At 65.4% G+C, this 12,405-nt stretch carries 13 protein-coding genes; 3 read left to right on the forward strand and 10 right to left on the reverse strand.

What is annotated here, in order from left to right:
* Nucleotides 1-9 precede the first annotated feature (9 nt).
* From lptE to CAP37_RS18600, 6 genes are all read right to left on the reverse strand, one after another.
* A complete protein-coding gene (gene lptE / locus CAP37_RS18575) occupies nt 10-549 on the reverse strand; it encodes an LPS assembly lipoprotein LptE (RefSeq protein WP_086125732.1) in 540 nt (179 codons plus the stop codon).
* Nucleotides 550-559: 10 nt separating this feature from the next.
* Nucleotides 560-3,241: a leucine--tRNA ligase gene (leuS, locus tag CAP37_RS18580; protein ID WP_086125733.1), complete on the reverse strand. Its 2,682-nt coding sequence runs from the start codon at nt 3,239-3,241 to the stop codon at nt 560-562.
* A 113-nt stretch (nt 3,242-3,354) separates the two neighbouring features.
* Entirely contained in the window at nt 3,355-3,789 is a 435-nt protein-coding gene (locus CAP37_RS18585) for a biopolymer transporter ExbD (protein ID WP_086125734.1), read from the reverse strand.
* 79 nt (nt 3,790-3,868) lie between these two features.
* Nucleotides 3,869-4,546, reverse strand: coding sequence for a MotA/TolQ/ExbB proton channel family protein (locus tag CAP37_RS18590; RefSeq protein ID WP_086125735.1), 678 nt, complete (start codon nt 4,544-4,546; stop codon nt 3,869-3,871).
* Nucleotides 4,543-5,352: a 4-hydroxy-tetrahydrodipicolinate reductase gene (gene dapB / locus CAP37_RS18595; RefSeq protein ID WP_086125736.1), complete on the reverse strand. Its 810-nt coding sequence runs from the start codon at nt 5,350-5,352 to the stop codon at nt 4,543-4,545. Before dapB ends, CAP37_RS18590 begins: the two co-directional genes overlap by 4 nt.
* Nucleotides 5,349-5,930 (reverse strand): outer membrane protein assembly factor BamE, encoded by a 582-nt coding sequence (locus CAP37_RS18600; RefSeq protein ID WP_086125737.1) that lies wholly within the window; start codon nt 5,928-5,930, stop codon nt 5,349-5,351. Before CAP37_RS18600 ends, dapB begins: the two co-directional genes overlap by 4 nt.
* Before the next feature lie 148 nt (nt 5,931-6,078).
* Here CAP37_RS18600 and fur point away from each other — a divergent pair, with 148 nt between their 5' ends.
* A complete protein-coding gene (gene fur / locus CAP37_RS18605; protein ID WP_086125738.1) occupies nt 6,079-6,519 on the forward strand; it encodes a ferric iron uptake transcriptional regulator in 441 nt (146 codons plus the stop codon).
* A gap of 4 nt (nt 6,520-6,523) precedes the next feature.
* Here the strand turns inward: fur and hprK are convergent, their stop codons facing one another.
* The 4 genes from hprK to CAP37_RS18625 form a co-directional block, all read right to left on the reverse strand.
* Complete coding sequence (gene hprK / locus CAP37_RS18610; protein WP_086125739.1) at nt 6,524-7,474, reverse strand: HPr(Ser) kinase/phosphatase; 951 nt, start codon at nt 7,472-7,474, stop codon at nt 6,524-6,526.
* A 93-nt stretch (nt 7,475-7,567) separates the two neighbouring features.
* Nucleotides 7,568-8,038, reverse strand: coding sequence for a PTS sugar transporter subunit IIA (locus CAP37_RS18615; protein ID WP_086125740.1), 471 nt, complete (start codon nt 8,036-8,038; stop codon nt 7,568-7,570).
* 142 nt (nt 8,039-8,180) lie between these two features.
* Entirely contained in the window at nt 8,181-8,510 is a 330-nt protein-coding gene (hpf, locus tag CAP37_RS18620) for a ribosome hibernation-promoting factor, HPF/YfiA family (protein ID WP_086125741.1), read from the reverse strand.
* A gap of 145 nt (nt 8,511-8,655) precedes the next feature.
* A complete protein-coding gene (locus CAP37_RS18625) occupies nt 8,656-9,915 on the reverse strand; it encodes an MFS transporter (protein ID WP_086125742.1) in 1,260 nt (419 codons plus the stop codon).
* 40 nt (nt 9,916-9,955) lie between these two features.
* Here CAP37_RS18625 and CAP37_RS18630 point away from each other — a divergent pair, with 40 nt between their 5' ends.
* Entirely contained in the window at nt 9,956-11,233 is a 1,278-nt protein-coding gene (locus CAP37_RS18630) for a patatin-like phospholipase family protein (RefSeq protein ID WP_086125743.1), read from the forward strand.
* 183 nt (nt 11,234-11,416) lie between these two features.
* On the forward strand, nt 11,417-12,403 hold the full coding sequence (gene corA, locus CAP37_RS18635) for a magnesium/cobalt transporter CorA (RefSeq protein ID WP_086125744.1): 987 nt from the start codon (nt 11,417-11,419) through the stop codon (nt 12,401-12,403).
* Nucleotides 12,404-12,405: the final 2 nt, after the last annotated feature.

The following is a 12,405-nucleotide window of genomic DNA, read 5'->3' on the forward strand; positions in this document are numbered from 1 at the left end:
CTGCGGTCCTCAGAGCGATTTCACCGCCGCGAGCCGGCGCAGCACCTGCTGCACGATGTCGCCCTGCATGTCGCGGTACAGCATGGCTTCTTCGGCGTCCTTGGAGAGCACTGCCGTTTCGGTGAAGCTGATGTCGCGTTCGAGCAGCAGCTCGGTGTCGTCGATCAGGGTTTTTTCGTTGGCGGTGCGCAGGCGGAAAACGAAACGCGTGCGCAATTGCAGTTCGCGCACCTGGCCCGCCGCCGTCTGCCCCACCACGGCGCGCTCACGCTGGTCGGTCACCACCGTCAGCACCACCTGCGCCGGCTGGGTAGCCGGCGTGGTGGTGGAGGTCAGCACCTGCAGACCGTTGGCCTGCAGCGCCTCGCGCAGCTCACGCGCCACCGCCGTGCCTTCATTGCCTTGCAGGCGAATGGACTGAAAAGCAAACGTGGGCGCCTTGCGCAGCGCGAAGCCACAGCCCGTTAGCCCCACCGCAGTCAGGCCGGCAGCCACAAGCCGCAGGACGCGGCGCCGGGGCAGAGAGTCGGGGCGGGCAATGGCATTCATGGGTCGCACCTCAGACAACAATGTTGACCAGCCGGCCCGGCACCACGATCACCTTCTTGGGCGCGGCGCCTGCCGCCTGCTTGATGAAGGCATCGTTGGCCAGCGCGGCGGCCTCGATGGCGGCCTTGTCGGCCCCGGCGGGCACGGTCACGCTGCCGCGCAGCTTGCCATTGATCTGCAGCACGAGTTCGATTTCATCGCGCTGCAGGGCCGATTCGTCGGCCTGCGGCCACGGGGCATCGAGCAGCTCGCCGCTGTAACCCAGCTCGCTCCACAGCGTGTGCGTGACATGCGGAGTGGCCGGATAAAGCACGCGCAGCAGGATGCCGAAGCCTTCGGCCTGCGCGGCGCTGTCGCCTGCGCTGCCATCGCCCTTGAAATCTTCCAGCGCGTTGAGCATCTTCATGGCGCCCGACACCACGGTGTTGTATTGCATGCGCTGGTAGTCGTAATCCACCTGCTTGAGCACAGTGTGGATCTCCAGCCGTAAGGCCTTGGCGGGCTTGGACAGCGGTTGCTTCGCCACGCCCGCCGCCAGCGCCCCCATGCCACCGGCGGCTGAGAGCTTCACGCCGAACGCCCACACGCGGCGCAGGAAACGGTAACTGCCTTCCACCGCCGCGTCGTTCCACTCCAGCGTGGCTTCGGGCGGCGCCGTGAACATGGTGTACAGGCGCGCGGTGTCGGCGCCGTACTTCTCGATCAGGTCCTGCGGATCGACACCGTTGTTCTTGGACTTGGACATGGTGCCCACGCCCTCGTAGTCAATCGGGGTGCCCACGGGCAACTGGCCATCGCCACTGGTGGCCGGGTTTTTCAGCTTCGCGCCCACCACCTTGCCGGCTTCATCGAGCACGTTCTCCACGTCGTGGGGCCAGAAATAATCCTTGCCCCCCTTGGCCGTGCGGCGGCTGTAGATGTGGTTGAGCACCATGCCCTGCGTGAGCAGGTGCGTGAAGGGTTCGTCGATCTTCACCAGCCCGAGGTCGCGCATGACCTTGGTCCAGAAGCGCGCGTAAAGCAGGTGCAGGATGGCATGCTCGATGCCACCGATGTACTGGTCCATCGGCATCCAGTAGTCGGCGCCCTCGGCAACCATCTTCTCGCTGTTGGTCGGATCGCAGTAGCGCATGAAGTACCAGGCCGAATCCACGAACGTGTCCATGGTGTCGGTCTCGCGCCGCGCCGCCTTGCCGCACACGGGGCACACCACGCCGGCATGAAAGCCTTCGTGGTGGTTGAGCGGGTTGCCGGAGCCATCGGGAATGCAGTCCTGGGGCAGCGTGACCGGCAGGTCCTTTTCGGGCACTGGCACCGCGCCGTGTTCAGCGCAGTGAATGATGGGAATGGGCGTGCCCCAGTAGCGCTGGCGGCTCACGCCCCAGTCGCGCAGGCGGAAGGTGGTTTTCTTCTCGCCCATGCCCTTGTCGGCCAGCAGGGCAGACACCTTGTCGACAGCGGCCTTGTAGCCAAGGCCATCGAGAGCGCCGGAGTTCACGCAGACGCCGCGCTGCTTGTCGCCGTACCAGTCAGCCCAGACGGTGTTGCTGAAGGCCTCGCCTTCAACCGACACCACCTGCTGGATGCGCAGACCGTACTTGTTGGCAAACGCGAAGTCGCGCTCGTCGTGCGCGGGCACCCCCATCACCGCGCCGTCGCCGTAGCTCATCAGCACGTAGTTGCCCACCCACACCGCCACTTCCTCACCGGTGAGCGGGTGCGTGACGGTCAGGCCCGTGGTCATGCCCTTCTTTTCCTGCGTGGCCAGCTCGGCCTCGGTGGTGCCGCCGGTCTTGCACTCTTCGATGAACGCGGCCAGTGCAGGGTTGCTCGCGGCGGCGTGCGTGGCCAAGGGGTGCTCGGGCGCCACGGCGCAGAAGGTCACGCCCATGATGGTGTCGGCACGCGTGGTGAAGACATACATCCGGCCGCCACCGATCGGCGATCCGCCTTCGTCCTGGATCGTGTGCGGAAAAGCGAAGCGCACGCCTTCGCTCTTGCCGATCCAGTTCTCCTGCATCAGCCGCACCTTGTCGGGCCAGCCGTTGAGCGTGGCCTTGGGATTGCCGATCTGCACATGCTCCAGCAGTTCTTCGGCGTACGCGGTGATGTTCAGGTAGTAGCCCGGAATCTCGCGCTTTTCCACCACCGCACCGGTGCGCCAGCCCTTGCCGTCGATCACCTGCTCGTTGGCCAGCACCGTCTGGTCCACCGGGTCCCAGTTGACCACCTGGGTCTTGCGGTAGGCAATGCCCTTCTCGAGCATCTTGAGGAACAGCCACTGGTTCCACCGGTAGTAGTCGGGGTTGCAGGTGGTGACCTCGCGGCTCCAGTCGATGGCCAGCCCCATGGCCTGCATCTGCTGCTTCATGTAGGCGATGTTGTCGTAGGTCCACTTCGCCGGTGGCACACCGTTCTTGATCGCCGCGTTTTCGGCCGGCAGGCCGAAGGCGTCCCAGCCCATGGGCATGAGCACGTTGTGGCCCGCCATGCGCAACTGGCGGGCCAGCATGTCGTTGATGGTGTAGTTGCGCACGTGGCCCATGTGCAGCTTGCCGCTGGGGTAGGGCAGCATCGAGCAGGCGTAGAACTTCTTTTTGCCCTCGACTTCGCTCACCCGGTAGGCATCGGTGGCGTTCCAGTGGGCGTGCGCTGCGCGCTCGACATCTTGGTGGGCGTACTTTTCTTGCATGAACCAGGATCCGGACGGGCCGGGGACAGTGTGTAGAGGGGAGTCGGCGCGCAGCGGCGCGGGGAGATGCCGGATTTTAGGCCTTGGGCCGCTCGCCGACCCCGCAGTGGCTTTCAGCGCGCGGGAGCTGGCGAAGCCTCGGCCACGAACCCGATGCGCGAAAGCCCGACGGACTGCGCCAGACCGATGAGTTGCACCACCTGGCCGTAGGGGACGCTGGCATCGGCACGCAACTGCAGCTCGGTGGCGGGATTGCGCCGGGCGGTCTCTTCGAAGCGATCGCGCAAGGCCGCTTGAGACACAGGCTGACCGTCCCAGTGAATCTGGCCCCGGGCATCAACCTCGACCGACACAAAGGCCTCGCCGCCTGCCTGCGCGGTGGTGGGCGCCTCGGCCTGCGGCAAATCCAGCGCGAGGCGGCCCGCCATCACGGGCGCAGCGATGATGAAAATGACCAGCAGCACCAGCATCACGTCCACCAGCGGCGTGACGTTGATCTCGCTCATGGGCTGGTGCCCGACTGGTTTCTCCAACCCACCGAAACTCATGCCCCCACGCTCCGCCGCTGGCGCGGGTCGCTGCCCCCCGGGGGGGCTGACCCGCCTTGGGGCGGCCCGGCGGCGGGCCTCATTTCGCCGACTCCTTGTGCAGCAGCAACTCGCGCAGGTCCCGCGCGAAGCCTTCCAGATCGGCCTCGATGCGCGCGATGCTGCGGCCGAGCACGTTGTAGGCGAGCACGGCGGGAATCGCCACCGCCAGGCCGGCGGCGGTCATCACCAGGGCTTCGCCCACCGGGCCGGACACCTGTTCGATTCGAAAGCGGCCGTCTTGCCCGATGCCGGTGAGCGCGTGGTAAATGCCCCAGACCGTGCCGAGCAAACCCACGAAGGGCGAGGTGGAGCCCACAGTGGCCAGCAGAACCTGGCCGAACTGCAGGCGGTGCAGCACAGCATGCAGGGCGCCGCGGAGCACGCGCGTGAGTTGTTGTGATCGGTCGGCTGCGGTAGCCAGCGTGCGGGGTGCGGCGTCGTCCAGCCCACGCGCGGCCTGCAGCAGGGGCAGCACGATGCGCTGGGGATCGAAAGCCGCCAGGCGACGCTGCGCGTCGTCCAGATCGCTGGATTGCCAGAACGCTGCCGTGCTGAGGCCCACATCTTTCGCGGCGCGGCGCAGCAACCAGGCCTTCCAGACAATCACCACCCAGCTCGATACCGACATGGCCAGCAGAAGCAGCGCGACCACGCGGCCCAGCGCATCCGCCTGGGCCAGCGTCTGCAGGAGCCCCTGGCCCGCGCTGTCGGTCATTTCAGGTTGAGCACGTCGAACATGTCGTACAGCCCGGCCGGCTTGTCGGCCAGGAAACGCACCGCGCGCAGGCTGCCCTGCGCGTAGGTGGCGCGGCTGCTCGACTTGTGCGTGATCTCGATGCGCTCGCCCGTGCCGGCAAAAAGCACCGTGTGGTCGCCCACGATGTCGCCACCGCGGATGGTGGCGAAACCGATGCTGGAGGGGTCGCGCTCGCCGGTCACGCCTTCACGCGCGTACACCGCGCACTCCTTGAGATCGCGGCCCAGTGCGTCGGCGATCACCTCGCCCATCTTGAGCGCGGTCCCGCTGGGCGCATCCACCTTGTGGCGGTGGTGGGCTTCAATGATCTCGATGTCGTAGCCGGTGGACATCGCTTTGGCGGCCATCTCCAGCAATTTGAGCGTGACATTGACGCCGACGCTCATGTTGGGCGCCATGACGACGGGAATCTGCTTCGCGATCTGCGCGATTTCGGCCTTCTCGTCGTCAGAAAATCCCGTGGTGCCGATGACCACCGCCACACCCTGCCTTGCGCACTCGCGCAGGTGTGCCATGGTGCCTTCAGGGCGGGTGAAGTCGATCAGGAACTGGCTGCCCGCAAGGCCCTGCGACAGGTCGGCCGTGATGTTCACGCCCGTGGCATGGCCAGCAAAGGCGCCTGCGTCCTGACCCAGCGCAGGGCTGCTGGCGATGTCGAGCGCGCCCGAGAGCGCGCAATCGCCGCTGGCCCGCACGGCTTCCACCAGCATCTGGCCCATGCGCCCGCTGGCGCCGGCCACGCAGACCCGCAAGGGAGCGCTCATCGAGTAACTCCGGCGCCCTCCAGGGGCGGATAGTTCGCATTGGCGGGGGCGCTTGGCGGGGGCGTGACCGGGGTTCCGGGATTGCGCTCCTGAAACGCCTTGAGCTGCTCGGGCGTGGCCTCCAGTGGCAACACCTTGCCAGGCTTGCGGCGCGAATCGAGCGAGGCCACGAATTCGGTTTCGGAGGGCAGCTCATCGGCTTCGATGCGATCCAGCACGTCGCCCTTGAAGAAGGCAGTGAGTTTGCGGCGCTGCGGCTCCTGCCCCTGGCGCTTGTAGGTGAACACGTAATCCCAGCGTTCGGCGTGGAATACGCTGGTGAGCAGTGGCGAGCCCAGCACATCGCGCACTTGAGGGCGGGTCATGCCCGGCTTGAGCAGCTGCGACTGTTCGCGCGTGACCACATTGCCCTGAAGGATGTCGATCTTGTAGGGCGTGACCAGGCTGGTGAGGCCGTAGGTGCCGTCGCCGTAGCCGGAGCAGGCACCCAGGCCCACCAGTGCCAGCGCGCAGGCGAAGACCCGCAACGGGCGGGAGCGATTCTGGGCGGGGATGCCGTGATGACCGGATGGGTGCATGAGAACTGGCCTTGTGAGCGCGGCGCTCCATGTGCGAACCGACGGAAATTGCGGCGTGTGCAGGGCGCTGGCGATATGATCCGAACATTGTAGTCCCGGGCCTCCCACGCCCCGGATCAGCCCTTGCAACCGCTCGCCGTTCACTGCCATGACCAACATCGAAGAACTCAAGAGCACGGGGCTCAAGGCCACCCTGCCCCGGCTGAAGATTCTGGAGGTGTTCCAGAACGCGAAGCAACGCCACATGACGGCGGAAGACGTGTTCCGCGTGTTGCTGGAGGAGCGCTCCGACATCGGCCTGGCCACGGTCTACCGCGTGCTGATGCAGTTCGAGCAGGCCAGCCTGCTCACCCGCAGCAATTTCGAGTCGGGCAAGGCGGTCTACGAACTCAACGAAGGCCAGCACCACGACCACCTGGTCTGCCTCGACTGCGGCCGGGTGGAGGAGTTCTACGACGCGGAAATCGAAAAGCGGCAGCACATGGTGGCCAAGACCCGGGGCTTCGCCCTGCAGGAACACGCGCTTTCGCTCTACGCCAACTGCACCAAGACGGACTGCCCGCACAAAGGGCAGTCGCACAGGGCCTGAGCGCTTACTCGCCGCGCGACATGGCCGCGCGGTGGCGCGAAACGAATTCCTGGTAGGTGTCGATGCCGCGCAGTTGCAGGATGGTGTTGCGCACGGCCGCTTCCACCAGCACGGCGATGTTGCGACCTGCCACCACCTGAATCACCGCCTTGCGCACCGGCACGCCCAGCACGTCCTGGTACAGCGGCTCGTGGGGCATGCGCTCATAGTCGCGTTCCATGGTCTCCCGGCGCACCAGATGCACGATGAGTGAGAGCCGCATCTTGCGCCGCACTGCGGTCTCGCCAAAGATGGCCTTGATGTCGAGCAGGCCGATACCGCGCACTTCCAGCAGGTTCTGCAGCAGCTCGGGGCAGCGACCCTCGATGCTGGTCTGGTTGATGCGGTAAAGGTCCACGGCGTCGTCGGCCACCAGGCCGTGGCCGCGCGAGATCAGTTCCAGGCCGAGCTCGCTCTTGCCCAGACCCGATTCGCCGGTGATGAGCACGCCCATGCCCAGGATGTCCATGAACACGCCGTGCATGGAAGCACGGTCGGCGAAATGGCGCGAGAGGTAGGCGCGCAGCACGTCGATGACGAAGGCCGCCGACTCGTGCGTGGCAAACATCGGGATCTGCGCACGCTCGCACATCGCGGTAAGAGCGTCGGGCGCGGTCTGGCCATCGGCCACCACCAGCACCGGCGGTTCCAGCGTGACGATGCGCGAGACCCGACGTTTGTTGTCGTCTTCGCTCGGGCTGGTGAGGTAGGCCACCTCTCGCTCGCCAAACACCTGCACCCGGTAGGGGTGGATGTAGTTGAGGTAACCGACCAGGTCGGCACCCGAGCGTGCGGCGCGGATCGCGACTTCGTCAAAACGCCGCTCGGAAGCGCCCAGGCCAGCAATCCATTGCCACTTCAGGGCATCCCGATGGTCCTCGAAGAGGACATCGGCGCTGACGACGGTGGGTTTCAAACGGGACGACCGGCCGCAGGGCCGCCCCAAGGCTGGTCAGCCCCCTCGGGGGGCAGTGACCCGTGAAACGGTGGAGCGTGGGGGACCAAAATTTCAGGCGGCGGCGTGCGCCGATTGCCAGGAGGTGATGAGCTTGTGCAATGCAGCGGCATCGCCGGAGTTCTTCATCTGCTCGCGCAGCGCGCTGTCGCTCAGCAGCTCGGCGATCTCGGAGAGGATTTCCAGGTGCTTCTGCGTCGCCGCTTCGGGCACCAGCAGGAAAATCATGAGCTGCACGGGCTGCTCGTCGGGCGCATCGAAACCGATGGGGTTGCCCAACTGGAACACGGCAGCCAGCGGCTGCTTGAGCCCCTTGATGCGGCCATGGGGAATGGCGACGCCGTGACCCAGGCCGGTGGAGCCCAGTCGCTCGCGGGCGAACAGGCTGTCGGTGATGAGGGCGCGGTTGAGTCCGTGAAGGGTTTCGAAGAGCAGGCCCGCTTCTTCAAATGCGCGTTTCTTGCTGGTCGCGTCCACGCTGACGAGCACTTGCGCGGCGGGCAATATGGCGGAGAGTCGGTTCATGTGAGCCCTTTCGGACCGCAAATTATGCCGAGTTGGGCTGTCTTGAATAGACCGAAGGAACAAAAAAGCCGCTTGACAATTCAAGCGGCTTGCTGCATTGCAACATTCGTTACGGCCTGATCCAGGCAGGCCGTGAAGTGCTTCACATGACGCGTTTGACGGTCTCGTGGTGGTGGTCCTGCGCCTTGCCTTTGTAGGTCAGCACCTGACGATCCATGATGTCGGCCAGTTTGTCCACGGCCGCGTACATGTCGGCATGCACGGTCTCGGCAAACAGGTCGCGCCCCTTGACGTGAATCTTGCACTCGGCCTTTTGTCTCAGGTCCTTTTCTTTGAGCTTGTCGACGGATAGCAGCACCTTGATGTCGACCACCTGGTCGAAGTGTCGGGAGATGCGTGCGAGTTTGTCGGTGACGTAGCCGTGCATGGCGGGCGTGACATCGATGTGGTGACCGCTGATCGTCAAATTCATACTTGAACCTCCAATTGCTCCGGGTTGACAAAAGCCGCCGGGGGCGAAACCCCCTGCGGCCACGGGGATGTCTTGAACCCACTATGCCCATGAAAGGCGCCCGGCGCAAGCCGATACCCTGACAAAGAATGTAAAAAAATGGTGTTCATACCCCTGGGGGGAGCACGGGTTCAGGCGCGCCTGGCACCGCGCTCGCCTTGCCATCGTGCAGGTGCAACCGCCGCGCCATGAAGATGGCGGCGAAGCTGGCACACACACTGAACAGGCCGGCGACCCAGTAGTGCTGCACCTGACCGGCGGCATCGCGGCTGATGATGAATCCGCCCAGCAGCGAGGCCAGGCCCATGGCACCCGATTGCACAGAAGCGTTGAGCGCCATGAAGGTGCCGCGCAAAGGTGGGTATGCGGCGGACGTGACGAGCGCCATGCCCGGGATCATGCGGCCACTCAAGAAGACGAACAGGCAGGAGGCGATGATCAGCACCACCCACAACGGCAACCGGGGCGCCAGCGTGGTGGCCATGATGGGGAACATGACGGCGATGCCGAGCCAGTTGAAGGTGCGCACCTTGCCGTACCGATCGGTCATGCGCCCGAACAGGCGCGCGCTCACGAGCGTGGCCAGGCCGCCGCAGAGGTAGAGGTACGGAATCTGCTCGTCGACCAGACCCACATTGGCCTGCATGTAGATAGTGACGAAGGGAATGATGGTGAATCCGGTGAGCATGAGCATGGCGGTGAAACCGAACGCGCGCCGGTGATTGCGATCGGCCAGCACCATGCCGATGCCACGCCAGATGGAGGGGCGGTCGCGCTGAAGCAGGTGGTGGTCGAGCCGCGGCAGCGTCAGGCCTGCGCCCACCGCCAGCACCCCACTGAGGAAAGCAATGCCGATGAACGGGGCCTGCCAGCTCAGGTGCGAGGCGAGGAACAGGCCGATCGGCACACCGGCCACCGTGGAAAACGAAAATGACGACATCACAATGCCCATGGCGCGCCCGCGGCGCTCGAACGGCACCACGTCGGCCACGATGGTTTGTGAAAGGGCGGAGAGCACACCGCCGAACATGCCGGCCGCAATTCGGGCGGCCATGAGGAATCCGTAGCCCGGTGCGAGCCCGCAGGCCAGCGTGGCGAGGGCAAACAGCACATACAGCGTGAGCAGCAGGCGCTTGCGATCGAAGCGGTCCACATACGTGGCTGCAGCCAGACCAGACACACCAGCCGACAGCGTGTAGGCCGATACCAGCAGGCCAAACTGGGCGTCGCTGATGCCGAAGAGCCGCGTGAACTGCGGCCCCAGGGGCATCATGATCATGAAATCCAGGATGTGCGTGAACTGGATGCCAGCGATGGTGAGCAAGAGCCAGAGCTCGCGCCGAGGTGAGAGGGTGGGATGTGTCATGATTTTGGGCAGCCCGCCAATGTAAACGCAGCACTTCCCCTTGTCGCTCGACACCCTGATCACCCACAACACCCTGCTGCCCGCCACCCCCGATGCGCAGCCCGACGCCTGCGCCCTGGTGCTCATGGGGGGCGGCGCCCGCACGGCCTACCAGGTTGGCGTGCTCAAGGCGATCGCGGCGATGCTGATTGCGCGGCTGCCCGCCAAGGCACACCCGCCTGCGCCGCCACCGGCCTTTCCGTTTCAGTGGCTGTTCGGCACCTCGGCTGGCGCACTCAACGCCACCTACCTGGCCAGCCAGGCGGTGCATGGCCTGGAGGCGCTGCCGCGCCTGGCCACTTTCTGGAGCGCGCTGCGCTCGGAGAGCGTCTACCGGCTGGAGGCTCCGGGCTGGGTGCGGGCCAACCGCATCGTGGCGGGTCTCACGCTGGCGCGCCAGGTGCGGCGGCATCGCGCCCTGCTCGACACCCTGCCCCTGGTGGACACGCTGCACCGCGCCATCGATCTGGACGCGCTCGAGCGTGCGCTGGCGCAGCGGATCATCCACGTGCTGGGCGTCACCGCGTCGAGCTACACCACAGGAGAGCACTGGACTTTCTGCCAGACGCGCGCCAACCATCCGGTGCAGCCCTGGCACCGGCCTGGCCGCCGGTCCGAATTTCAGCCCATCACCATCGAACACCTGATGGCGTCGAGCGCGATCCCGTTCCTGTTTCCCGCCGTGCCGCTGTGGGTCGATGGACACAAGGAACATTTCGGCGATGGGTCCATGCGCCAGCTTTCGCCGCTGTCGCCCGCCATCCAGTTCGGTGCGCGCCGGGTGCTGGTGATCGGGGTGGGGCAGCCCCAGCGCTCGGGCATGAGCGCGCGCAACAGCGGGGACCCCACGGCCGGCACCATCGCGGGCCATGCCATGGCCAGTGTGTTCCACGACACGCTGCAGGCCGATGTGGAGCAGGCCCAGCGCGTGAGCCAGACACTGGCGCGCCTGCCGCCCGCCCTGGCGGCTGCGTTGCCCTACCGGCCCGTGGACGTGATGTCGATCCAGCCCAGTTTTTCCCTCGACGAGCTGGCCCACAAGCACATGCGCGAGCTGCCGGCGCCCACGCGCAACACGCTGGTTGGCCTGGGCGCACTGGACACAGCGCGCAGCGCCGCAGGCAGCGCAGCGGCACTGGCGAGCTACCTGCTGTTCGAACCGGGTTTCGTCAACGCGCTGATCGAGTTGGGCGAACACGACGCCTGGCGGAAAAAGGACGAATTGATGGGTTTCCTGGGCACGCCAGCGGCGCTCGGCCCGCAGGTCGCGGTGCCATAATCCGCCCAGTCCTTCACTTGGAGAGCCTCATGGAAAGCACGCCACCCAGTTGTGTGCTTTCAGCTGCCCCCGCGATCGTCTGACCGCCGCGCACCGCGCGGCACCTGGGTCGGGCGACCGGCCGGCTGAAAGCACCGCCCGAAACGCCCTTCGTCAGAACACCCAACCGCCGGGAGCGCTCCCATGCTCAACGTATTCACCCTGGCCAACGGCCGCCTGTTCCAGGAAGAAATCGAATCGCTCGAAGAACTCGCGCAATTCAAACCCATCTGGGTCGACCTGGAAGACCCCACGCCCGAAGAGCGCCGCTGGGTCAAACAACACTTCGGCCTGTCCATCCCTGAAGACGCGATGGACGAGGACATCGAGGAATCCGCGCGGTTCTTCGAGGAAGACAACGGCGAGCTGCATGTGCGCTCGGACTTCCTGATCGACGACGACGAGGACCCGCGCGCCGTGCGCGTGGCCTTCATCCTCAACGAGCACAACGACACCCTGAAAAGCCAGGGCGTGCTGTTCTCCATTCACGACGAAGACGTGCCGGTGTTCCGGCTGCTGCGGATGCGTGCGCGCCGCATGCCCGGGCTGATCGAAGACGCCAAGGACGTGCTGCTCATGCTGTTCGATGCCGACGCCGAGTACTGCGCCGACACGCTGGAAGACATCTACGACGAGATCGAGACCGTGAGCAAGCAGGTGCTCAACAGCAACGCATCGGACAACCTGCTGAGCGAGGCGCTCTCGGCGATTGCGCGGCACGAAGACATGTCAGGCCGCATCCGTCGCAATGTGATGGACACGCGCCGCGCGGTCAGCTTCATGATGCGCAGCCGCCTGCTGAATTCCGAGCAGTTCGAAGACGCGCGCCAGATTCTGCGCGATCTGGATTCGCTCGACAGCCACACCGCTTTCCTGTTCGACAAGATCAACTTCCTGATGGACGCCACGGTCGGTTTCATCAACATCAACCAGAACAAGATCATCAAGATCTTCTCGGTGGCCAGCGTTTCGCTGCTGCCGCCTACATTGGTGGCCAGCAGCTACGGCATGAACTTCGCTTTCATGCCCGAGCTGCAATGGCACTACGGCTATCCGCTGGCACTGGTGCTGATGGTGATGTCGGCGGTGGTGCCGATGCTCTACTTCCGCAAGCGCGGATGGTTGAGGTAACG

The sequence above is a fragment of the Hydrogenophaga sp. IBVHS1 genome (assembly GCF_002127265.1).
Taxonomy (GTDB): Bacteria; Pseudomonadota; Gammaproteobacteria; order Burkholderiales; family Burkholderiaceae_C; genus Hydrogenophaga.